At 43.6% G+C, this 24,447-nt stretch carries 23 protein-coding genes and 1 pseudogene; 2 read left to right on the top strand and 22 right to left on the bottom strand.

The annotated features are described in order from the left end of the window. Positions 1-40: 40 nt before the first annotated feature. The 9 genes and pseudogenes from FC26_RS10620 to FC26_RS10585 form a co-directional block, all read right to left on the bottom strand. Entirely contained in the window at positions 41-490 is a 450-nt protein-coding gene (locus FC26_RS10620) for a SprT family protein (RefSeq protein ID WP_057780435.1), read from the bottom strand. Continuing rightward, positions 483-944: a S1 RNA-binding domain-containing protein gene (locus tag FC26_RS13245; protein WP_420835233.1), complete on the bottom strand. Its 462-nt coding sequence runs from the start codon at positions 942-944 to the stop codon at positions 483-485. The genes FC26_RS10620 and FC26_RS13245 overlap by 8 nt, the downstream gene beginning before the upstream one ends. A 5-nt stretch (positions 945-949) precedes the next feature. Next, a pseudogene (locus FC26_RS10615) lies at positions 950-2,672 on the bottom strand (helix-hairpin-helix domain-containing protein); the annotation flags it as partial. Between the two features lie 75 nt (positions 2,673-2,747). Further along, entirely contained in the window at positions 2,748-3,572 is an 825-nt protein-coding gene (nadE, locus tag FC26_RS10610) for an ammonia-dependent NAD(+) synthetase (protein WP_057780431.1), read from the bottom strand. Between the two features lie 12 nt (positions 3,573-3,584). Beyond that, positions 3,585-5,051: a nicotinate phosphoribosyltransferase gene (locus tag FC26_RS10605; RefSeq protein ID WP_057780429.1), complete on the bottom strand. Its 1,467-nt coding sequence runs from the start codon at positions 5,049-5,051 to the stop codon at positions 3,585-3,587. A 20-nt stretch (positions 5,052-5,071) separates the two neighbouring features. Next, complete coding sequence (locus tag FC26_RS10600) at positions 5,072-5,773, bottom strand: GntR family transcriptional regulator (protein WP_057780427.1); 702 nt, start codon at positions 5,771-5,773, stop codon at positions 5,072-5,074. Between the two features lie 40 nt (positions 5,774-5,813). Then, the gene (gene nagA, locus FC26_RS10595) at positions 5,814-6,947 is read right to left on the bottom strand and encodes an N-acetylglucosamine-6-phosphate deacetylase (protein ID WP_057780424.1); all 1,134 of its coding nucleotides are present in this window, start codon (positions 6,945-6,947) and stop codon (positions 5,814-5,816) included. Positions 6,948-6,981: 34 nt separating this feature from the next. Further along, entirely contained in the window at positions 6,982-7,764 is a 783-nt protein-coding gene (gene proC, locus FC26_RS10590; RefSeq protein ID WP_057780422.1) for a pyrroline-5-carboxylate reductase, read from the bottom strand. Between the two features lie 130 nt (positions 7,765-7,894). Then, on the bottom strand, positions 7,895-9,256 hold the full coding sequence (locus tag FC26_RS10585) for an FAD-dependent oxidoreductase (protein ID WP_162259984.1): 1,362 nt from the start codon (positions 9,254-9,256) through the stop codon (positions 7,895-7,897). A gap of 94 nt (positions 9,257-9,350) precedes the next feature. Here FC26_RS10585 and FC26_RS10580 point away from each other — a divergent pair, with 94 nt between their 5' ends. Then, positions 9,351-10,049, top strand: coding sequence for an EAL domain-containing protein (locus FC26_RS10580; protein ID WP_057780420.1), 699 nt, complete (start codon positions 9,351-9,353; stop codon positions 10,047-10,049). Positions 10,050-10,168: 119 nt separating this feature from the next. On the opposite strand, the gene FC26_RS10575 is transcribed toward FC26_RS10580, so the two are convergent. The 7 genes from FC26_RS10575 to FC26_RS10545 all read right to left on the bottom strand — a co-directional run bounded on the left by FC26_RS10575 (position 10,169) and on the right by FC26_RS10545 (position 16,398). Continuing rightward, positions 10,169-10,633 carry an NUDIX hydrolase gene (locus tag FC26_RS10575; RefSeq protein ID WP_057780418.1) on the bottom strand — a complete coding sequence of 155 codons (465 nt, stop codon included), beginning with the start codon at positions 10,631-10,633 and terminating at the stop codon, positions 10,169-10,171. Between the two features lie 23 nt (positions 10,634-10,656). Further along, positions 10,657-10,974, bottom strand: coding sequence for a thioredoxin family protein (locus FC26_RS10570; protein ID WP_057780416.1), 318 nt, complete (start codon positions 10,972-10,974; stop codon positions 10,657-10,659). 57 nt (positions 10,975-11,031) lie between these two features. Then, positions 11,032-12,447 carry an MFS transporter gene (locus tag FC26_RS10565; protein WP_057780415.1) on the bottom strand — a complete coding sequence of 472 codons (1,416 nt, stop codon included), beginning with the start codon at positions 12,445-12,447 and terminating at the stop codon, positions 11,032-11,034. Positions 12,448-12,526: 79 nt separating this feature from the next. After that, positions 12,527-13,537, bottom strand: a complete 1,011-nt coding sequence (gene gap / locus FC26_RS10560; protein WP_057780413.1) for a type I glyceraldehyde-3-phosphate dehydrogenase — start codon at positions 13,535-13,537, stop codon at positions 12,527-12,529. Between the two features lie 387 nt (positions 13,538-13,924). Beyond that, the gene (locus FC26_RS10555; RefSeq protein ID WP_057780411.1) at positions 13,925-14,575 is read right to left on the bottom strand and encodes a hypothetical protein; all 651 of its coding nucleotides are present in this window, start codon (positions 14,573-14,575) and stop codon (positions 13,925-13,927) included. Between the two features lie 486 nt (positions 14,576-15,061). After that, on the bottom strand, positions 15,062-15,337 hold the full coding sequence (locus tag FC26_RS10550; RefSeq protein ID WP_057780409.1) for an HU family DNA-binding protein: 276 nt from the start codon (positions 15,335-15,337) through the stop codon (positions 15,062-15,064). Between the two features lie 464 nt (positions 15,338-15,801). Beyond that, entirely contained in the window at positions 15,802-16,398 is a 597-nt protein-coding gene (locus FC26_RS10545; RefSeq protein ID WP_057780407.1) for a hypothetical protein, read from the bottom strand. A 1,115-nt stretch (positions 16,399-17,513) separates the two neighbouring features. Between FC26_RS10545 and FC26_RS10540 the strand changes: the two genes are divergently transcribed. Beyond that, complete coding sequence (locus FC26_RS10540; RefSeq protein ID WP_057780405.1) at positions 17,514-19,667, top strand: coiled-coil domain-containing protein; 2,154 nt, start codon at positions 17,514-17,516, stop codon at positions 19,665-19,667. A 302-nt stretch (positions 19,668-19,969) separates the two neighbouring features. Here the strand turns inward: FC26_RS10540 and FC26_RS10535 are convergent, their stop codons facing one another. From FC26_RS10535 to FC26_RS10515, 6 genes are all read right to left on the bottom strand, one after another. Next, entirely contained in the window at positions 19,970-20,485 is a 516-nt protein-coding gene (locus FC26_RS10535) for an AP2 domain-containing protein (RefSeq protein WP_164478257.1), read from the bottom strand. A 27-nt stretch (positions 20,486-20,512) separates the two neighbouring features. After that, positions 20,513-20,680 carry a hypothetical protein gene (locus tag FC26_RS12940; RefSeq protein ID WP_164478256.1) on the bottom strand — a complete coding sequence of 56 codons (168 nt, stop codon included), beginning with the start codon at positions 20,678-20,680 and terminating at the stop codon, positions 20,513-20,515. A 24-nt stretch (positions 20,681-20,704) separates the two neighbouring features. Continuing rightward, positions 20,705-21,328 carry a hypothetical protein gene (locus tag FC26_RS10530; protein WP_157061201.1) on the bottom strand — a complete coding sequence of 208 codons (624 nt, stop codon included), beginning with the start codon at positions 21,326-21,328 and terminating at the stop codon, positions 20,705-20,707. Then, complete coding sequence (locus FC26_RS10525) at positions 21,225-21,764, bottom strand: hypothetical protein (RefSeq protein ID WP_083483848.1); 540 nt, start codon at positions 21,762-21,764, stop codon at positions 21,225-21,227. Before FC26_RS10525 ends, FC26_RS10530 begins: the two co-directional genes overlap by 104 nt. A gap of 18 nt (positions 21,765-21,782) precedes the next feature. Beyond that, on the bottom strand, positions 21,783-22,316 hold the full coding sequence (locus tag FC26_RS10520) for a hypothetical protein (protein ID WP_057780397.1): 534 nt from the start codon (positions 22,314-22,316) through the stop codon (positions 21,783-21,785). A 312-nt stretch (positions 22,317-22,628) separates the two neighbouring features. Then, the coding region (locus FC26_RS10515; RefSeq protein ID WP_202813373.1) for a mucin-binding protein at positions 22,629-24,447 on the bottom strand (1,819 nt) is incomplete at its 5' end.

The raw sequence follows: 24,447 nt of genomic DNA, 5'->3' as shown, positions 1-24,447 counted from the left end.
TAATATCATAGCAAATTATTCGTTACTTGACAAGCCTATTTTACAAATCAATGTTAATTTCTGTTAATTTTCCACCACAACGGCCACAAACATAACGCTTAGTGTTCAAATGACGGCTTCGTGTAAACCGCATATGACAGTTTTGACACTCATAAATCACATGTCGTTGTACTGTTGCCACTGGTGGTGCATATCGTAACCCACCGACTTGTTGCAACAACTGTTTGAAAGCGGCACTTCGATGATGGTAATCAGCCCCCATGAGGTGTAAATGGTAATGGCACAGCTCGTGCAAAACCACTTTTTTTAAATTTTCTTCGTCGAACTGATTCAACATCAAGGGATTAATGTCAATGTGGTGGTCCGCTAAATGATAGCGTCCACCCGTCGTTTTTAACCGCCGATTAAAAAATATTTGATGACTAAAGGGACGATGAAAATACTGTTGTGACCATTGTTTTGTTCGTTTCTCTAACTCTTCGTTAGTCATTTCCAACCGGTTTCTTAGGTGCCACCATCGTTAGCTGAATTCGTTGCCGATCAAGGTCAACGGATTCCACCCATACCTCAACGATATCCCCTACGGCCACCACTTTGCTTGGGTCAGAAACGAATTTTTGACTTAGTTTCGAGACGTGCACCAAGCCGTCATGCTTCACGCCAATATCAACAAACGCCCCAAAATCGACCACGTTACGCACGGTGCCTTCCAGTTGCATACCAGTTTTTAAATCTTCAATCGTCAAGACATCCTGCCGCAGTAGCGGTGCCGGCATGTCATCACGAAGGTCCCGACCTGGGGCCTGTAAACTCGCCTTAATATCCATCAAAGTTTCTTTTCCCAATCCAGTCGCCGTCATCAATTGGACACTATCAAGTGCCTTGATTTTTTGACTCTCAGATGGCTGCCCCAAACGATCTGGTTGGACGTCCGCCATCTGCATCATTTGCTTAGCAGCACTATAACTTTCTGGATGGACATCTGTATTATCTAGCGGATTCTTACCGTCGATAATGCGTAAGAATCCCACTGCTTGTTCATATGCCTTAGGTCCGAGACGAGGGACCTTTTTCAGTTGTGCACGAGATTCATAACGGCCGTTTTCATCCCGATACTTCACGATATTTACCGCGATTGTCTTGGAAAGTCCCGAAATATGGGTCAAAAGCTGATAACTGGCAGTATTCAAGTTCACCCCGACTTGGTTGACCGCCCGTTCAACGACCGCGTCTAGCTCCTGACTTAAATCCTTGGCTGGTAGATCATGTTGGTATTGACCCACCCCGACAGACTCTGGATTAATTTTAACCAATTCGGCTAACGGATCTTGCAGGCGGCGCCCAATACTGATCGCACTCCGTTGTTCAACGTGTAAGTCAGGGAATTCATCACGAGCTTCCTGACTCGCCGAATAAACCGAAGCCCCCGCTTCATTGACGATCACATAGTAGACCGGTCGCTGAATTTGTCCGAGTGTCTCCGCCACAAATTGCTCGGATTCACGACTCGCAGTCCCGTTTCCAATCGCAATCATTTCCACCTGATAACGCTCAATTAATTGTTTCAACTCACCCTGTGCCGCATCCCGTTTTTTCTGTGGTGCAGGCTTATGAGGATAAATCACCGCCTTATCTAAAAACTTACCGTTTTGATCAATAACGGCCAATTTACAGCCCGTGCGGTAGGCAGGATCAAATCCTAGCACCACTTTGCCCTTCATTGGCGCCTGCATTAATAAGTGATACAGATTTTCACCAAACACCTCAATGGCCTTTTCTTGCGCATCCTGAGTGAGCGTATGTCGTAATTCTCGTTCGATTGAAGGCCCAATAAATCGTTTATAGGCGTCCTCGTAGGCCGCCTGCACAAAGGACACGGCCGCTCCCTGTGCCCGATGTCCAATCAACCGGAACCGTAAGTAGTTCAAAATTGGCGTTTCGTCAATTTGAATTTTGACGTTCAAAACCTTTTCTTTTTCGCCACGGTTAATTGCGAGGACTTGATATGAGGACAGTTTTGCCAGCTGTTCTTCAAATTCATAGTACTGCTCATAAACCCCCATTTCGTCCTGTTCCTGACCCTTTTTCTTGACGCTGGTTACCAGCTTACCGTGCTGCATCGTGAAATTACGAACCCAGTTACGAATGGTGGCCACTTCACTAAACGTTTCGGCCAAAATTTCATGAGCGCCGTCCAATGCATCTTGGGCAGTGACAACTTCCTTTTCGGGTGCTACGTATTGACTGGCCTGAGCCGTTAGGTTACCCGGCTTAAATGCCATTAACCACGCAGCTAACGGTTCAAGCCCACGTTGCTTGGCAATCATCGCCTTTGTCTGCCGTTTTTGCTTATAGGGTAAGTACAGATCTTCAACGTCTTGAATCTTGTCAGCCTGTGTAATTTGTGCCTTTAGTTTTTCAGATAGTTTTCCCTGTTCGGCAATGCTATTTAAAACGGCCTGTTTACGATCTTGTAACGTCGTCACCCGTTTATATTCATTTTGGATAGCTAAAATTTGGACTTCATCCAAACTACCGGTGGCCTCTTTACGATACCGGGCAATAAACGGAATCGTATTGCCCTGATCTAATAGATCAAGTACTGCATTCACTTGATGATTTGAAATATCATTTAGTTGGTGCTTAACTAACTTCACTAATTGTTCTTCCATGACCTAAATTCTCCTACCTATTTAAACACACCGGCGGAGCATTTCTCGTTGAAAAATGCTCCGCACGTTTAAGTTCTATTGCCACCACTCATCGTAAACACTGATCGGTAAGTGACGTTTATGTTGCGTTCTTGTATACCACGCTTCAATTTTTTGTGCTGCCTGCTCGTCAATTTCGCGTCCTTCTAAATAATCATCGATTTGATCATACTTAACGCCGAGTGCGACTTCATCGGGCAGTGCTGGACGATCGTCTTCCAAGTCAGCAGTTGGGACCTTGATATACAGATTTTCGGGTGCTTGTAAAGCTTGCAGTAATTGCCGCCCTTGGCGCTTATTCAGTCGCCAAAGAGGCGTGATATCGGCACCACCGTCACCAAACTTCGTGTAAAATCCGGTCACAGCTTCCGCTGCGTGGTCTGTTCCTACCACTGCGCCCCGCGTTTGCCCAGCAATGCCATACTGAGCAATCATCCGTTGACGTGCCTTAATGTTGCCCTTGTTAAAATCGCTAACGGTTACTTGATTAGCTTCTAAGGCGGTCACCATCGCATCGGCAGCTGGCTTAATGTCTACCCGCATCACCTGGTCAGCATTCATAAACGCAATGGCTTGCATCGCATCTGATTCATCTGCTTGATTGCCATATGGTAATCGCACCGCAATAAACTGATACGCTTCGTCTCCAGTTTGTTCTCGGAGCCCCGTCGCTGCCAACTGTGCTAGCTTTCCAGCTAGGGTTGAGTCTTGTCCACCAGAAATTCCCAGTACCAACGTTTTGAGACCCGTTTTACGCAAGTAATCCTGCATAAACGTCACACTTCGGTCAATTTCTGCCTGCACATCAATCGTTGGTTGCACCTTTAATGCCTTAATAATCGTTTGTTGTAATGGTCGCATAGTTCGTCCTCCTTAAAATTTCAGTTGGTTAACGTAATTGCGAACCCGATGTAAAATCGTCATCTTATTATCATAACAAGCTTGTGAGAGATCGACAGGATAGATTTGTGGATTCAAATCACGCTTATATTCATCCCAAAGACGATCTAAATGTTGCTTAGACGATTCACGAATTTCGGTCAGCGTTGGCACTTTATACACCAATTTCCCCTGTGCATAAATTGGCTGTAATACCGGCCGTGCCTCAAAGTTGACCACCGTCTTATTAATGTACGTGTAGTCTGGGTTAAACATATAGAGATCTTTCTCTTGCCGGGGATCCTCGTCAAGGAGCGTAATGTAGTCGCCTTCCGATTTACCATCAGCTTTATCAGTAATTCGCCATACCTGCTTTTTGCCTGGTGTTGAAACCTTGACAGCGTTACTGGAAACCTTAATCGTATCGACCATCTGACCGTTAGCATCTTCAAACGAAACCAGTTTATACACGGCTCCCAACGCTGGCTGATCGTACGCGGTGATCAGTTTTGTTCCGACACCCCAGACATCAATCTTTGCCTTTTGCATCTTGAGGTTCATAATCGTCTTTTCATCGAGATCGTTTGAAGCATAGATCTTCGCGTTCGGGAATCCAGCTTCATCAAGCATTTCACGCACCCGTTTAGAGATATATGCCATGTCACCGCTATCGATTCGAACTCCCTGAAAATTAATCTGATCGCCCATTTCTTTGGCGACGCGGATCGCATTGGGAACCCCACTTTTGAGAGTATCAAATGTATCTACAAGAAAGACGCAGTCCCGGTGCGTTTGTGCGTAGGCCTTGAAAGCATCGTAATCGTTCATGTAGGCCTGAACCAACGCGTGGGCATGGGTACCACTAATCGGAATACCAAATAGCTTACCCGCTCGCACGTTACTCGTGGCATCAAATCCACCAATGTATGCCGCCCGGGTCCCCCACACGGCCGCATCCATCTCCTGTGCTCGGCGCGTACCAAATTCCAACACGGGGTCATCCCCCACAACGGACTTGATTCGCGCTGCCTTAGTCGCAATTAGCGTCTGGTAGTTCACAATATTAAGGAGGGCCGTCTCCAATAGTTGGCCCACAATCAATGGTGCATCAACTTGCATCATCGGCTCGTTGTTGAAAACCAACTCACCTTCCACTGCACTATTGATTGCCCCTTCAAACTGGAAGTTACGTAAATAATCCAGGAAACCATCATCAAACTGACCGGTTTGCTTTAAATAAGCAATGTCGGCATCCGAAAATTTAAGTTGTTCCACGTATTGAATAACACGTTCCAACCCGGCAAAAATTGCATAACCGTTGCCAAATGGCATCTCCCGAAAATATAATTCAAAAACTGCCCGGCGATTGGCTAATCCCTTCTGCCAATATGTCTGCATCATACTAAGCTCGTAGGCATCCGTATGAAGCGTTAAGCTATCGTCTGGGAACTGGTATGTCAATGTCTTTCTCCCCTATTCGTTTACTTTTCTAGCACAAATTCAAAGCGACTACCCACGTACTGTGTGTGGGTGTATTCAAACGGTCGGCCATTTTGCAAGTACGAAATCTGCCGTAGCCGAAGCAAGGCTTCCCCCCGGCGAACATTCAGATATTCAGCAATCTTTTCGGACGCTGACATTGCCGACACCGTTTGAATTGCCCGACCAGGATTCAGCCCGGCTTTTTCTTCCAGTGTTTTATAAAAAGAACTCGTGACTTCTTCCTTACTAAAATCAGCGATTAAATCTGCAGGTACTGCCGTCACCTCAAAACAGATGGGGATGCCACTTCCGTAGCGCACCCGTTCCATTCTGAGTACCTTCGTATCTTTAGACAACTGCAATCGCTCAATTTCACTTTGCGATGGTGTCGTAATATGGTAAGAAATGGTCTTACTCGACGGCGTTTTGCCGGCTGCCTTCATAAGCTCGGTAAAACTGGTGACCCCGGACATTTTTTCCTGGACCTTTCGGTTAGCCACAAACGTGCCCGACCCAACGTGCCGCTCCAAAATACCATCATCCACCAATGTTTGAATTGCCTGACGTAGCGTCATTCGGCTAACCTTGAACAATTCGGCCAGCTCACGTTCAGCAGGAATTCGTTGTCCCACCTGCCATTTGCCATTTTCAACATCTTGTTTTATTTGATTATGGATTTGAATATAAACTGGTGATGCCATCACGCCGCTCCCTTCGTCAACCAAACATGTCTACTTTATCTTAATTATCAAATCGCCGACCATAGCTGTAAACCCGTTGCAACTCTAGATCCCCATCAAATACGTTCAGATCAGCATCCTTCCCGATTTCGAGAGTTCCTTTGCTGTCTAGTCCAAATTCAATTGCCTGGTTCACAGACGACATGAGCACGGCCTGGGCAATCGAACAGCCGGTGAAACGAATGGCGTTCTTAAAGGCGTCATCAAAAGTCAGTACTGACCCCGCGAGGTTACCTGATTCTAACCGGGCCTGTTTGTCCTTGACGATCACCTTTTGACCACCCAATTCACTAATACCTTCTGGCATCCCCTTGGCCCGCATTGAGTCCGTCACCAGATCAATTTTATGTGGTCCTTTTTGATCAAAGGCCAGCTTGATCATATCCGGAACAATATGGAAACCATCGCAGATTAATTCACAGTATAGATCGTCTTCAAGCATTGCATGACCGGTTACCCCAGGCTCACGATGCTTAAATTCACGCTGGGCGTTGTACAGATGAGTCACGTGGGTTGCCCGACTACTCAACATCTGTGCCCGCGTAGCATTGCTATGGCCTACCGATGGAACAATCCCGTGGGCAAGACAATAGTCTTCAAATTCCCGTGCCCCATGATCTTCAGGCGCATAGGTAATCAGTTTAACCCGATTACCAGATAGCCGATTCCATTCATCTAATAACTCAACGTTAGGATCCTGAATATACTTTCCAGGTTGGGCACCCTTATAAATTGCCGCAATAAAGGGACCTTCCAAGTGAACGCCTTGAATGACGGGATTCTTTTCAGCCGCCTGCGCCACTCCGACCATCGCATGGGCAATATTTTCATTTGATTGCGTCATCGTGGTTGGAAAAATACTAGTGATTCCTTCATGAATCATCCGGTTCACCATTTGATCAATCTGGTCAGCATCCCCGTCCATAGTATCAAACCCGTAGCCACCATGGGTGTGCACATCGATAAAGCCCGGAACAATGACACGACCATTCACAAATTCAACTTGGTCACCAGCCTGAGCTCGAAATTCACTCATCGGTCCCACTGCTTCGATTTGTTGGTCAAACCGAATAAACCCATCATCGATAACATCTAATCCTGTGTAAATCTTGGCATGCTTTAAAACAACACTCAACTTTGATCTCTCCTAATATGTCTAAATAATTAAATTAATTTTTGTTTACCGTGGCGTCAATTCCTTTGACCACCGCTGTCGTTAAGCCGGCCTCTTCCATTGCCAGCAAACCGGCCACCGTACTACCACCAGGGGAACAAACCGCATCCACAAAGTCCATTGGTGTTTCATCCGTGGCACGCAATACCATTTCTGAAGACCCCTGCACGGTCATGGCCGCAATCTTCGTCGCGTCCTTTTTTGTAAGGCCATACTTTACTCCGGCGCGACTGAGGGCATCGATAAAGTAATCAACGTAGGCTGGCCCACTTCCGGCAATCGCACTAAAAATGGCAAATTTATCTTCGGCCTGCCAACTCACATCACCAATTGCCTCAAATAGGGCCGTTGCTTGTTCCAACCGCGCCCCGCTAAGCGCATCATTAGCAGCCAGCGCCGTCATGCCGACGTTGCCGGCAACATTAATGTTCGGTAATGATCGTAAAATCGGCAGCGCCCCGCCAACTTCCTCAAGATGGGCAATGGACATGCCACCGACGATTGAAATTAACGTCTTCCCAGCTAGTTCGGCTTTCACTTCACGTAATACTGCATCCGCGTAATCTGGAATCACTGCTAAAACAACCACATCACTATTGACGACCACATCCCGATTGGTTGCACAAGCACTCAAATGATACTGCTGCGCAAATGGTTCATAACTGGTCTTGTGGGCACTATGAATCAAAATGTTTTCACTAGCCACGTGTTTAGCATTAATGAGCCCCTTAATAATTGCACGGCCCATCTCTCCGGCACCAATAAATCCAATTTTCATGCTTTGCTTTCCTCCTGCACCTTTGCTCACGATGTAATTTATTAATTTCCCTTAATGATACAACAAAACCATTTCTACCGCTGTATTTTCAGTTAAAATTATCGAGAATTCCCAATTTTTTAACGGTTCTCTACTGTTTCCCGGTTTCTAAAAAAAGGGCCTGCTGTGCCGCCATTTTGACATAATTCACCGGTTGGTTGTACCGTGGATGAAAGAACATATCAGTAAAGGCCAGATCCACAATCGTATTTTGATTTTGAATGGCAAGTGAAACAATATTAATTGACTGGGTAACATCGTGCTGGCACCTGATTTGGGCCCCGAGAATTTTCCAATTATCAGCGCGATAAATTAACGTGACCGTTACTCGAGCATTCTTCGTCATAAACTGCGGCCGATACCAGCCTTGATACGTAATACTTTTCGCTGGAATTTTTAACAATCGGGCCCGATGCTCCGTGATTCCAGTCATCGTATAGGTATGATTAAAGATGCTTAACGCCGTCGTTCCTTGGGTTCCACGACTCTCAATCGGTGTCCCACAAATATGGTAAGCAACAATCTGGGCCTGCCGAATGGCATTTGTCACCTGTGGTAAATACTGAAATTCCCCCGTTGCGTTTTGATGACTATTTCTATCATCACCAGCCACATAAACATTAGGATCCGATGTTTGCCCATATTTATTGGTGATTATGGCCCCGCCCCGATCTAGCTCAACCTGTCCTTGGACCAAATTAGAGACCGGCACAAACCCTGTACAAACAATTGCTAAATCGCATTCTTTTCGTAAATTACGCGACACCACTGTTAACGTATCGCGCGTCTCGGTAAAACTTTTCACGGGTTCGTTCACACATACATGAACCCCGTGTTGGGTCAGTAACTTTTGCACGCTTCGCGCCATTGGTCGATCGTAGTAGTTATCTAATAAATAACTCGCACTGTGGTAAAGCGTAATATCATGCCGTTGGCAAAGGGCCTCGGCCAGTTCTACTCCAATATAGCCACCCCCAGCAATCACAATTGACTGTGCATGCTGAACAGCACCGGCAATATCTTTCGTCGATTGATAATCCTTGACCATTAATACGCGATGATTATTAACGCCGTAGAGTGGCGGCACGACCACAGCAGATCCAGTCGCCATCACCAATTTGTCATAATGATCCTCAAACTGTTCATTTGTGATTAAATTTTGCACTAAAATTGTCTTCGCCGTCATATCAATTTTAAGGACATCATGCTGCATCCGCATGGTTGCCCCAGCGTGCGTGAGCGTCGCCACATCCATATTGAGGAGTTCATCAATTTTCGTTACTTGCTGGCTGAGATACAAGGGCACGCCCGCCCCGATAAATGCCAGCCGACTGCCACGTTCATAAACGGTCACGTCAACCGTCGGATCTAGCGCCAATATTTGAAGTGCAGCGACCGTGCCCGCGTGTGTCGCCCCCACAATAATTACTTTCACCGTTTCACTTCCCATCATCAATCTCATTTCTTCCTATATCATAGCGCTTTTTAAGGTATAATAGAGATAATTCATTAACGACAAGCGTTTAAATTGAGGTGGAATTATCAATTTGTCAGAAGAACAACCCTTATACCGTTATTTTGCACAACCAAAAGTTAATTCATACCTCAGCTCTATCATTGGGTACGAATTACTACTAAAAGTTTATACACCCCATGGATGGCGAATTCCAGACAATTTCAATCTCATTCCGAGCCGCATCATTGCGCAGCGCCTCGTTGAAGCAACTGAAAAACTGGCCTCAAAAATTGGTAGTGTCTCCGTTAACCTAAGTTCAATTCAGCTGATCAATCCACTCATCCGAGAAGCCTTGCTCCAAGCGCAGGCCAACCTCCGCCCCGTTCGCCTTGTAATCGAAATGATCGAGGAAAAAAATGGGGTCTCAATTCATGATCACCGTGTGCTCGCCGCCGTCAAAGATTTTACAGATCAAGGCATGAGCTTTTCAATCGATGATGTCGATACTGGTCAAAATACTTGGGACAATATTCAGCCCTTAATTCCCTACGCCACGGAAATCAAATATGCCTTGCAAAATCGCCATGAACATCTTGACGATCCCGTCGTTCGTGAACGACTCATGCTTTGGGCCCAACGGTGTAAGCAGCTTAATATCCACTTAATTGTTGAAGGAATTGAGGATCCCGCAGACGTTGAATGGGCTGATACCTTAAAACTGGATTTACGCCAGGGGTATCATTACGGCAAGCCCCATTTGGTGCGCTTAAAAGATAGTGATCCAGACTAAATCCTAAAGAATAGACTGAGAAAAATGATCAAACTTTTTCTCAGTCTATTCTTTTACACTTAATTTAATCGTTGAAATCGTGGTAGCGATCCCTAATGATGCCCCAACGGCCTCGCTTTTCAGCCTTTTTGTTGCTGCAAATATTGTCGTGCGGCTTCTAACATATCCTGGGTTTGTTGGTTTAAAAGCGGCGGTAGCTGATCAAAAGGAAAGTATTTAACACGCACTGTTTCGTTGGTTGCATGATCTAGTGCTTGACCCCCAACTTGGCGAACCAAAAACAACCCCGTGATGGTTTGCGTGACATCCCCATTGGGATAATGAACATCGCCTTCATCAAAAATATCAATTCGATTGACAATTGCGACATCAATACCGCTATCTTCCTTATACTCCCGCACACAGGCTTGCGCGTATGTTTCACCGTACTCCAAATAACCACCTGGTAAACTCCAATTACCAGTGTCCACACGCTCATTCAATAGGACTTCTTGCCGAGCATTCACTAAAATCCCCGCAGCCGTATTCATAATGATTGGCCGGTGTCCCACTAACTTTCTAATTTCATGCACATAATCAGCCATATGCTCACCCCTTCATCCTTATATCATAGATACTGCAATAACATATCGGTCACTTGGCGGCCCGAATGCACACCAGCAAGATGATTGACAATTTGGCCGTTTCGTTTGATTAAGACCAGGGGAACGTGTTGAATTCCCAGAGCTGATGCGACTTCAAAATGGCGGTTAACCGTAATTGACAAAAATTTCACGCGGTTGTTTAGCCGTTGATCATCCGCCACGTCAGCCAAAATATGATCCATGGCCGTACAAGGGGAGCAAAAATCCATCCGAAAATCGATCACTGCCAAGCCATCCTTGGTTGCTTTTGCATACATTTCATCACTAATTGGTTTGATCATTTTTGCACCGCCCTCACGTTATGATTAGTATCAATCTAGCGCGGACAACGGGGGATGTCAATTATTTTTGAGATGACGCCGGGCAACGAATAACCGCGATACCGCGACAATGAACGCGATCAATGATAAGAACGCCGCAAAAATAAACACGTGGCTAAAAGCTCGCATAAAAACAACACCGAGTTGGGGTGTGATGTGATTAACCCCGGGGAGTTGTGCAAACAGCAACACGGAGGCCATGCTAATGCCGATCGTCATCCCGAGGGTTCTAGCAAAAGAATTAAACGAGCCGGCAATGCCTGATAGTTGCTGTTCAACCGTCCCCATCGTGATGGCATTATTCGGGGATAAAAAGAGAGCCATTCCCAAGCCATTAATCATGACTGGTACCAAAATGCGCCAGTAATTGATCGTCTGTGGGTAACTGACATACCCGATTTGCGAAATCAATAACACTAAAAGGCCAATGCAGGTGAGTACATTTCGATCCATTCGATCGGCTAGATATCCGGCAAACGGGGTAATCACTAGCATCGTGGCCGACTGAACAATCATAATTAATCCGCTATTGAAGGCTGAAATACCCACAAAGCTCTGCAAGTAAAACGGCAGTAGAATATTGGACACCGCATTCACGAGCATGACCAGAAATAAGACACTGACCGATACCATAAATGCTTGGTTTCGTAAAATACGGGGCGCGATCCATGGACTTTTCGAGCGATTATCCTGAATAAACGATCCCACCGTGATCAAAACGCCCACCAATAGTAAGATTGTACCCCCGAGTTCATGGCGAGTGTGGCTGGTAAATAGCATACTACTCAAAAAGAAGATTAAAATGCCGACTGTAAATAACCCTTGACCCACCCAATTCGCCGTTCGTATTTTTTCCTTGATTGCCAGCCAAGACTCACGCGGGATGGGCAGAGCATGGCACCCAAATAGTAGTATTCCGAGGCCCACGGGGACGTTAAGGAGAAAAATCCAACGCCACGATGCGATCGACAAAATAAACCCACCGATGGCCGGACCAGAAATCGCGCCAATAGAAATAAATACAGAAATTGCAGATAACGCCTCCGCACGATTTTGGTCCGTAAACTTTTCCGATACAATGCCCATTGAATTCGCCATAATCATCGCGATACCGACCGATTGGATGACCCTTCCGATAATTAATATCGTAAAGGATGGCGCAATCCCGTTAATCAGTGACCCGATAATAAATATCGCACCACCATTGATGAAAATATAATCTTTAGATAGAATATCACCAAAGTGACCAAACAAAACTAAGAGTACCGTCGTCCCAATGAGTCCCGCCTGAACTACCCACGTGGCTAAACTATTTGAAATATTCAAACTGGTCGAAATCTTCGGCAATGCTAAATTAATACTAGATCCCGCTAAACTTGTTAAAAATGAAAACATCCCTAAAACGATTACGGTCTGTATCCGTTGTGTCTTCATTTACGATTTACCTCCCTAACATCACTAAAACTGCTCGGTATTACCAGATCAGTAACACCGAGCAGTTCCTTTTAACTTCCTAAACTGTGGCAAATTTCTGAGCAGTGCGGATCATATTTGACACAAACCCGTATTCGTTATCAAACCATGTTGCCGTTTTAACAATTTGATGGGTTCCACTAGTGGTTACTTCTGTCAGTGTTGGATCGAATACCCCGCCGTGGGTATCACCAATAATATCGGATGAGACAATCTCCTCATCGTTCCAGCCATACGACTCGTTATCAATCGTGTGAGTTTGCATTGTCTGGTTGATTTGTGCCGCCGTCACACCACCGGTCTTTAAAACGGAGACTAGCTCGCAAACCGACCCATCAATCACCGCTACCCGTTGTGCATGCCCCTGCAAATGTCCGTCAAGCTCGGGAATCACTAGGCCAATTGCCTTCGCAGCTCCCGTAGAATGGGGGATTGTATTCGCTGATGCAGTCCGGTTCGGCCGTAATTTGCTACTCTTTGGGCCATCCAAAATCATCTGAGAACTCGTAAAGGCATGAATGACCGTCATAGTCCCAACTTCGATACCAAAATCTTGATTTAGCCAATAGGCCATTGGTGCCAATGCATTCGTCGTACATGACCCGGCAGATACAATTCGATCATCAGCCGTTAGCGTGTCATCATTGACATTGTATACAATTGTCTTAATCGGGCCTGCTGGTGCCGAGATCAATACTTTCTTCACTCCGGCATCTAAGTGGGCCTGCGATTTTTCTTTTGAAGTGTAGAACCCTGTGCATTCCAGAACTAGATCAACACCATCGTTGGCAACCCATGGTATTTCAGCGGCATCGCGTTGCGCATATACCCGGTATGACCGCCCATCAATAATGAGGGCATCATCCGTTGCTGAAACATCATACGGAACTGTGCCGTGTGTCGTATCATGTTTAAATAGATAAGCTAACATCGTGGGCGTCGTCAAATCATTAATTGCCGTCACCGTAATTTCGCTACTATTCAATTCCAAGATTCGTCGTAGTGCCAATCGACCAATTCGACCAAAACCATTAATCCCAATTTTTAACATCTCACTACCTCCGTAAATCAAACGATAAGCATCATGAAATTGCTTACATATTATCACAATTACAATTCAGTTGAAAGCCAGTTAACTCAAGTACTGTACAACGCGCCATAAAAGCGATTCACACCGTTCAATCGTGCATCAAAAGAGCTCCGTCAAGCGATAAACGGAACTCTCAACCAAAAGTAACGGTCGTTGGCTTGACCGGTAGTGGCGCATGAGACTGTCTCCTTGAGAGACGTTGCTATCTTATCATTTTTCTAACGACTCCACGTATGAATCAATGATGGAAATTCCGCCATTTTAACTGTTTTTCAAAATTTAATCGAACAAAAATAAGGAATGCCATTATGATTTGGCACTCCTTATTTCTGGTTACATATTTCTTAGCTAAGCCATTGCTAACGTTTCAAGATAATCCCCAACGGCCACCCGTACTTCATGTAATAAAAATTTCTGACTTTCCGGTCGTGCATAGTCTGAAAAACCAGTAGCAGTCAAGGCATCATCTGCACGTTGCTGTGATTGTTGATACTGCTTTAAATCTTGCTTGTGGTGAACACCGTACTCGAAATTCTGGTATCCAAACCGCCAGCCACCAAGAACAATTTCAAATAAATCTTCTAAAGTTAGTTTACTTTTTGCTAGATCATATAAGTCATCCCAGCACTGCACCTGATTGCGTCGCACGATGGGCGTCGAAATCGTATCATCCATTGTCATGAATTCAACACTGTCAGCTTGGTTTAAAAAACTAATTAGTTGATGAAATAATCGATTTTCAACTTCGTTCATGTTCTGATCGTCCACTTTAACGGAAACGACTGGATTAGCGGAAAAACGCATTTCACGATCATTACTGGCAGCATGGATGCCGTTACGCATCCCCGCCACAAATAAATTCGCAAGTGGTTCCAACCACTGATCCACAGCTTGTTGCTCTAAACTTGTCGTTAAACTGCGCACCTCATTTTCCAATCTCTTCAATTGGACTTGTTCAGAATCAAACTGCCGTCCGGCAGGCCCAAAGAATAAGTTCATGTCGTTCCCTCCTATAGTGACTCAATGATCACCGGTTCATTTAATAAATCGTCTGCTATCCCAATTATGCCTTAAATAAAATGGCCCGTACTGGACGCCTAAAGGGTCCAATACAGGTCGTCTTCAAGCTACGAAGTAGGCAATATTAAATTAATTTACATAGGAAATTATAGTTCCCCCACTTAACAAAATGTACTTATTTTCCATTTTTTCTCCATAAATCCCATTTTTTCCCACATATTCTCTAAAAAAATAGGATTGATTAAGTTTCCTCAATTCTATTAACAGTCAGGCACTGATTTTGCGTATCCCGATGGAATCGTTTTTAAAACCTTTCATCGAGAGTGCCCGTCTAATGTCATTATTAATATCACACAAGTCATGATCAGCACTTTACCAATGAAAAATGAGAACAAAAAAACATCATCCAGGACTTGAATGTTAACATTCAAATCCTGAACGATGTCATGTCTTAATATAATATGCTTATTTAACAGCATCCTTTAAGGCTTTACCTGCTTTAAAAGCTGGTACTTTGGTAGCAGCAATTTCAATTTCTGCACCAGTTTGTGGGTTACGACCCTTACGAGCTGCACGTTCACGAACTTCGAAAGTACCAAAACCGATTAATTGCACTTTTTCACCCTTAGTCAGTGCATCAGTTACCCCTGCAAAAACTGCATTGAAAGCTGCTTCTGCATCCTTTTTTGATAATCCAGTTGACTGTGCAACTTCGTCGACTAATTCTGCTTTGTTGGCCATATCAGAGTCACGCTCCTGTTTAATTTATTCTGCATCTTCATGCTGCATTTGCTATGGTAAGCTCTAAACGCCCTGAAAGCAACCATTTCGTGGATGAAAATCAATAATTTTATTAATATGTACAAAAAAATTCGCTATTTAATGAAATTAATCATCAAACAGCGAAATTCGTTAAGGCGTAACGATTGGGCTAGCTGGGTTCGAATACCAGCCACTGGTCATCCAAAAAGCAACCTGTAGTCCTTGTTATATCAACGTTTTTCAAATATTAATACTTTTATATTTTGAGTGGTGCCCTAGTTGGTGCCATGGTTTTTCACATTATGAATAATTAATATCTGATGTTTAACCATTAAAATAATCATTTTATGGCTTCAGCTCGAAAATCCATGTTTAAATCTACTATTATATTACCTGTAGTATAACTCTTTTCAATCAATGACACCAACTATATCGTTTTGAGACTAATCGTTACTCCAACCTTGGGATGGGTCCTTCTCAAACGCTGATCGTTTTTGACTAAATTTTACTCGATCTTCCTCACTCATGGGAATTGCTTCCGCCAAATTTTCGTCTTTTGCCTCGGCCACAATAATTCGTGCGGTTAACTCGTTAGACTGGGACGCTGTACTGTGCTTGAATAACCACATCCAGTATCGGACATTAATACTAAACATCATTTTTTCCGAAATCTGGTTGGCCTCCGACATCTGAAACGTCTGATACTCCATCGTTTCCCACATATCGTCAACATAGTTCAGAAACTTGAGCACTTTCTGATAGTCCATATCCTTCTGATCTAATTCCGGTTTGATCATATCAATCATTTGTTGATCATACTGTCGGGCTAATTTATCTAAATAGTTGTACCGCTCGGCACTAATCACAACTGCATGCGTATTTTCATCTTTTGATTCAGGATCGGGCGCTTCAATTTGATACACCCGACGATACGCACCGGCGGACCCTAAGATTTTATCCTGATTTTGCAAAAATTCTTCCGTTGTATACTTGGAATCCCAGTAGTAATCTTTTTCATTAATTTCTGGTTCAATTTTCATTTTTTATCCTCGCTTGTATGTGAGTGCTAAAACGACTTGGACATTGTTGCTAACATTATATAGCTTATTCAATTCCTTTTCATCTTCGTTATATTTTCCGTCTGCGAAGTAAAGGTCAAAAATTTTACCTAATGACATTGCCTATATTTACTTTGATTTACATATAGATGTACATATACATATAAATAATTTAAAAACAATTTAAATTGAAAGTATAAATAGTGTTTATTAAACATATAAATATATGTCTAATAAACATTCAGAAAACATATATTGGCTCCTAGTTGATGATCTTGTCACTTCCCCTTGTATCTGAAATTAGGACCCTGACGATTCTATGGCACTCACCAAAATTATTGGTGAGTGCCTTTATTAATTACATCGTGATTGTCATTAATGCACTTGATTTTGTCGGCTGATGCCCTCACCGGTTATAAACGGTGAGGACATTTTACGTCATCGCAATCGGGAACCTGATCAATCGTTCGATTGAATTAGGCGATTGCGATGATGTCAGTCGACAGTGAGCCAACAATTAATTAGACGTGAAACGCTAATTAATTGGGTGATTACATGAGAAGCTTTGGCAGAGTTTGTTGACCAACGAAATCTGCCATTGCGACGATTAAATGAGGCTGGCTGACAACAGTCAACCAGTCGAATAGTTGCCCGCGGCTAGGCGGCCGTTCGGTGCAACCGGCCCTCGGCGAGCGAGTAAGTATGGCAGATGAAAAATCTGCCATACACATACGAGAGTCATTTGTGTGTGGCAATTTGTGACAATTTGGATTTTGGCACCTTTTTAGTCCTAAATTGATGGCTAGTCAAGGCGATTGAATAATGAGCATCGACGGGTACCAAGGACTATTTACCCGCTAAAATTGCCTCCTCAAAGCACGACCGAGTAGGAAGTACTTTGAGGTATTTATTTATTAATATCATAAATAATTTTTTATTATTTACATTTATCTGTCGATCTGTTTTTTGCCCTTCATACGTCCTGTTAATCACTCAATCTCTTGTGATTAAATAGACCCACGCTTAAAACTCCACTGCCAAAACACGACCGCATAGGAAGTATTTTGACTCATTCACAATAAAGGATCTGATAAATAATGTTAATCGAAGCTCCCATAACTCAATCCAGTAGCTACAAATCGTCAGACAAAGACCTCGGTGACAATCACTTAGCTAACCATGCAGATGAACGTAACTGGCGTCAATATGATCCCGCCGATTCAAAGGACATTACTGTTCTTGAAGTTTACAAGGACAGTGACACTTTACCGTCAAAAAATGCGAAAAATATGTTAATCGAAAACGGATTTTTAGATGACCAGGCCATCAAAGACCACGACGCAAAATTACCACCATCGAGAGCCAATCGTGCTTATGGTGACTGGGTGGGCTACATGACGGCAAAATCATCAAAAATTCGTAAGGGCTTAGAAAATAATTTGAAATTGCACAACGAAGATCGCGTAAAAGATGCGAGCTACCAACTAGCTAACTTTCATAATAATGATGAGATTCCAATCACTTCAACCTTACTGTATCTTGGAAATACAGATATTTACGATCATATCTTGAAAAATTATGGAGCCAAAGTATTAACCGAATTCCGCACTGCTGAACGTGAAACTTTCACACAATATCATGCATCCCATCCTTTTCAGGTCATGCACCCTAACGTCCTGTGGGCTGAAATTGACAGCGATGAAGAAGGCGCGCAACATCTCCAAATGTCCGACCTGCAATTTGATAAAGTAGCATTCGCGACAACCAAAATTAAGAGACAGGTTATTCAATCTACTTTCGGTACGGACGCTTTGACGGAAGATGGAAAATTAAATCCAAATTACGCCGAAGAATGGCATGAAAAATTATCACACTACGAAACTGACAGCGGTAAAGTCATTAGTGCCTATTACACGGTGAAGGACCCAGAAACAGGAGAAAAAGTTGAAAAATACAACGGCCGTAGTGAAACCGCAATCGTTAAGGGCATGTACCACGATCTCGAATTAGAAATACTAGAGGCCTACGCCGTTAGAATTATGAAAGAACATGGAATCGATTATCAACGGATTAAAGGTGCTTCAAAGGGATCCCAGCGCTCTGTCAAACAATATAAAAAAGATAAAACACACGAGAACCAAATTAAAGCGCAAGAAGCGGAACTTCACGTCAAAAATGAAAAACTCGATACCAAAATAGCTGAAAATGACGCTAAAATTGCTAAAAATGAAGCAAAATCAGCCGAATTAGAGAAAAAATCACAACAACTCGACAATTTTACGGATGATCTGACAAATTCCCTAATTGACAACATCAAGGAGATCGAACCAGAGGCTAAGGCGACCAAGGACTCCAAGCACCCGATTAGTGACGACGAAGGTAAAGCTGAATTTAAAAAACAACCTTTACATGATTTGTTCAGTACAGTATGCCATCTCATACAGTCATGGCGCGACAAGCTTTTAAAACGTGAAAAAGAAGTCCAAGACCGTGAGGATCAGGCCGCAGCCAAAGAATTGAAAAATACGGAAGACGAGCAAAAGATTATCAAACGTGAAAACGCAGCTGCTTTAAAAGAAACTCAAAACGAGCAACGCAACAACGAGTTAAATGAACGTGAATCTGGCTTAAAGCAACGCGAGAATGCGGCCGAAGCCAAAGAATTGAAAAATACGGAAGATGAGCAAAGCATCATCAAACGTGAAAACACAACTACATTACAAAAAACGCGAAATGAGCAACGTGACAAAAAGTTAAATGAACGTGAATCAAGCTTAAATCAACGCGATGATGCATTAGACCTGAAATCCGACAATATCGACAAAAAGCAGGATGCTTTAAATAAACTTGAGACCCGTGTCGGCAAAAAGCAATCGGTTTACAAAATCGCCCGTGATCGCTTGCTAGCGGTAATGGGCACAGTGAATACCAAATTACATCAAGACGGCTTCGATGCAGCAGTTGGTGTCCAATTACAACGCCAGAATCCCGAAGCAACCCGGAAAATTAGGCATGACCTAACCTATGGTACTGACGATGCTCAGCCATGGCGCGCAACCCAATTGCAGATTTCCGAGCTGAAAACTCTTCGTGCAGAACAACAGCAGGAGCAACAAGAAATTGAACAACGCAAGGCTCAAGAAGCTCAACAAGCCCGCAGTGAATACCAGCGACTGTATGGGGACAAAATCAATGGTGTTAGTGACAGCAACGAACACACTAAAGATACTGGCTATGACTATGACCGTTAGGCACCCTCAATACATGTAACACGGCTTTGAGTTGATCGACTAATAATAGGCTTTTGATGCAAAAAATATCTTGTTGATCTCAACTAGTTCTCATGATTATCACTGTTTCACCTACTATTAGGTATCAATCAACTTTTAATGACTAATTAACTATTGCTGCCGTTTTATCCCTATGTACTACTAAAACAGTGGTTCTATAATATTGATTAATGGCATGTCACATATGTGGATAAAATAACAATTTAAACTAGTTTTTCACATTTTTAAAAGATAGCTTAAATTGTATTTATCTCGTTTTAGATTTAATGATTACTGTCGCTGCTGGGACTACTCGCGGAAGTATCAGCTGACTGAGGTTTATTCTTCAGGTATCGATCTTCAGCATTTTCGCGTGCTTCTACCGCCTCATCAAATGTTTCAAAGGTTTTAAGTAACACATAATGGCCGTCATACATGAGCCGCGATACCCATCGATTCGTCTTTTTATCGTATGAAACACCGACATGCCCACTCTTATTGCGTTTTGAACGCCTAATGCTGGCAAATGGCACCCCATCCTCATTAAAAAAATGCGTCGAATTACCAACATTTTTCTGAAACTGTTCATTCGTTTGCGCCACTTCACGACTTTGATCACGTCTCAAACATCCGCAACTGCGTGTTTCACCTCTCCTTAGTCGTTGACCGTCAACCTCAATATAGTTACCACAGTCACATCGGCATAACCAGATTAAGTTACCCTTTGAACTCGAATGGTCTGCTGGTTTAATTGCTACCAGTCGACCAAACCGTTTACCTGTTAAATCTATCCTCTGCATTATCGAAAAATGCCTCCCCTCAATAATTCAGATTTTGCATTCAATTTTTTCATTAAACTCCTCAAATTCATCATTAAAGTAGAGATCTAGTAGATGTGCAATAATGGCAGCACCCGTCGTATCCTTCTGCGCAGCTTTAATTTTTAGTTCCTTCACTAAGTCTGCATCAAGTGTTGTCGTGAACTTCTTTTTCATTTTATTCGTCTCCAGTATCATAATTTAATCGTTCATTATCCGGTCATAAATCTTGTATTGCCCCAAAGTCTCCGCCACACGCAAGAGTTGGTTATTTTCAAACTGAATCACCAATCCCGAGAAGACGTGATCATTGGTCAATGATTGGACTAGTCGAGACGCTTGATCCGAATCATCCATTATATATTTAATAATGATTTCTACGAGGCACCGATTAATTCGTTTAGGCATACCGTGCATACGATCATTGCCGTTATACAACCGGAATAGCTGTCTCGTCTTAGTAACACTCGCTGATCGATAAATCTGGATTTCGCCGTCCTCTTCTTGCGCATAATAGTAGTGTGCGGACTTCAAAGAAGCCAGTGAAAAATGTTGCTTTTTCGTTGTATTTTCATCATCGATTTCTTGCTGAATGATCCGCATAATTTGTTCTGCAGTCGTATATAGGTCGCATAAATCACAATTGTCAGGCTGCGATGCCAGCGAGTGCCCTTTCACATCATGGTGATCCACAATAATCTGAGTCATAAGTGCACTAATATCACTTTGATAAACTTGTAAGGTTCTCAGTCGATTTAACCGACCGTTTTCTGGAATGCAAGTATCGTTGTTCTGCTTGCTTTCGTAACTCAACTGCTTCTTCAAAGGTTTCCACCGCCCTATTCAATACGTACTCATGATGAAACATCAACCGTGCAACATACAGATTATTTGACTTGTCAAACGAGACTCCAATGACACCTGTTTTGTTCTTTTTAGATTTATGCAAGTGCGAATATTGAATACCTTCTTCATTAAAAAAATTTTTGATGCTCCGGCTGCCGGCTAATTTCGGATTTGTTAACATCTTCTGGCGACTTACTTCACGTCGTAGGCAACCACAACTGCGCGTCGTCCCATGTTTCAAATTCTGCCCATCTACGATCACTTGATTGCCACAATCACACTGACACAGCCACCTTGTGTTCCCGTTTTTAGGGTTCCTTTCCGGTGCCAACGTAACGACGGTTAATTTGCCGAATCGTCGTCCCGTCAGATCGACCAGAGTTGTCTTTCGTTCCTTTTCTACTCCCTGCGCCATTATTTCCCCCACCATTCACTAATCCTCATTATTGATATTCTTCTCGAACGTTACTATCACTTCTGTGTGGTCCACGTCATGATACTGTCGACGGGCCTGCTCCCATCTACGTGGACCGATCTGTTGTTGCATTAAGACCTGAGTTTCTGCTGATGTCAGTCTTTTAAGTTCTGCATGCTGATGCTGAATTTGAACTTTTAAATCTGTGAAACACGATTCTGCATCTGTTTTTGAAGGTGAGACGATGATCGACATATACCGGTTATCAATACTACCAAGATAGTAAAACCCTCTACGTAGTGGTCTTAGTCCCGTTTGGCGTTTTGATCCATCTAACACAGCTAACCGTTCAGATTTCCTTTTTACCGTATTGTACTGACAACATACCGGACACTGTTCATCTGTCCCAATGGAATGTTTTTGATCAACTGCACTATGTTGAAGGATTAAATTTGCTTCTTGCGCCAACAAACGCCCTCTCACCTTTTTGATGGAATAATGTAGTTTCTGCTGTTCGTGTCTAATATGGAGCATCTGTTCCCGATCAGTCATCTCATCACCTCGTTTCAAAACTTACCTACTAATTAATGTTGCTCTCTAAACCGCCTAAATCCAGGCAGTTTCTTATTTCTATATTCCATCTTGATCATCCTTTCATCTAACCGAGACAACGATTTTCAATAAACAGCCTTAGCAGCTGTTTGATAATTTATTTGAATTATTTTTAATATTTCTACCTTTATATTTATTATGTGTGCGAAGAATTTCGCTAATATTAGGTTCTATGTAGCAAAACGCGATTAAGGGAGATGACCCCAAATCGCGTTTCGCGTTTAATCAATCATTAATCACTTGTTGCTATGACTAATCATCTTCGTGCTTCTTCTTGCGTCCAAGTCCAAATACTGAGATTAATCCCATCATGGCTACTCCGATTTCAGCCAATAGGCTCTCATTACTGTTGTCAGTTTGTGGAAGTCTATTTGCATTGGCCTTTTGAGTAGTATCACCTGTGTTTGTGTTACCAGAATCATTCACATAAGTGGTCTCGGTTGCCTTAGGTGTTCCAGTCGTCCCATTACCAGTGTTGGTAGTTGTGGTCGATGGTGTTTCGCTTCCATTGGTATTTGGTTGAGCAGGCGTTTCACTACCATTATTAGTTGGTACATCAACGTTCCCGTTGCCATTATCATTACCATTGTTAGTATTTCCACCGTTATCCACATCACCGCCATTGTTGGTTGGTGGTACTGGATTACCATTATTATCAGTATCATCAGGTGCAGCAATCTTAGTCATCACTACCTTGAAGATTTGATCTGTATCGTCGTCGTGATCATACGTTGCGCCTACGGTGCCATCGCTTGTCAGGTTGTATCCTTGGTTAATTACCCCTTGGATTGCCGTTGCGATTGTGCTGTGATCAACCGCTCCGTCACTGACACCTTCTACATTAATCGTGTCGAGCTTCTTACCGTTTTGATCAACGATTTCAACCGTTGCACGTTGCTTGTTTGGTGTGTAGACAACATTTACGTCACCGCCATCCGTTGGTACATCTGGAATGTCAGTCGTTGGTGTGTATCCTGGCACAGCTGTCGTTTCAACAGGATCGCCTGGTTTACCAACATGGCTTTCACCCGTCGTACCTGGGATTGGGTTACCTTCTGGATCAGTTGGAATCGTCGTGTATGGCACTTTGTTTTCGCCAAGTTGAGTCATCACTACCTTGAAGGTTTGATCTGCATCGTCGTCGTGATCATATGTTGCGCCTACGGTGCCATCGCTTGTCAGGTTGTATCCTTGGTTGATTACCCCTTGGATTGCCGTTGCGATTGTGCTGTGATCAACGTTCGCATCACTTACTCCGGTAAGGATGACCGTCTTCAAAGTGTTGCCATTTTGATCAACGATTTCAACTGTTGCACGTTGCTTGTTTGGTGTGTAGACAACATTCACGTCACCGCCATCCGTTGGTACATCTGGAATGTCAGTCGTTGGTGTGTATCCTGGCACATCTGTTGTTTCAACAGGATCGCCTGGCTCACCAACATGGCTTTCACCCGTCGTACCTGGGATTGGGTTACCTTCTGGATCAGTTGGAATCGTCGTGTATGGCACTTTGTTCTCGCCAAGTTGAGTCATCACTACCTTGAAGGTTTGATCCGCGTCGTCATCGTGATCATACGTTGCGCCTACGGTGCCATCGCTTGTCAGGTTGTATCCTTGGTTAATTACCCCTTGGATTGCCGTTGCGATTGTACTGTGATCAACCATTCCGTCACTGACACCTTCTACATTAATCGTGTCGAGCTTCTTACCGTTTTGATCAACGATTTCAACCGTTGCACGTTGCTTGTTTGGTGTGTAGATGACATTCACGTCGCCGCCATCCGTTGGTACATCTGGAATGTCAGTTGTTGGTGTGTACCCTGGGACGTCTGTTGTTTCAACAGGGTCACCTGGCTTACCAACATGGCTTTCTCCCGTGGTACCTGGGATTGGGTTACCTTCTGGATCAGTTGGAATCGTCGTGTATGGCACTTTGTTCTCGCCAAGTTGAGTCATCACTACCTTGAAGGTTTGATCCGCGTCGTCATCGTGATCATACGTTGCGCCTACGGTGCCATCGCTCGTCAGGTTGTATCCTTGGTTAATTACCCCTTGGATTGCCGTTGCGACG

Origin of the sequence: Paucilactobacillus vaccinostercus DSM 20634 (assembly GCF_001436295.1) — a bacterium.
In the GTDB taxonomy this organism is placed as follows: Bacteria; Bacillota; Bacilli; order Lactobacillales; family Lactobacillaceae; genus Paucilactobacillus; species Paucilactobacillus vaccinostercus.
This window is presented reverse-complemented; position numbering and strand designations above follow the sequence as displayed.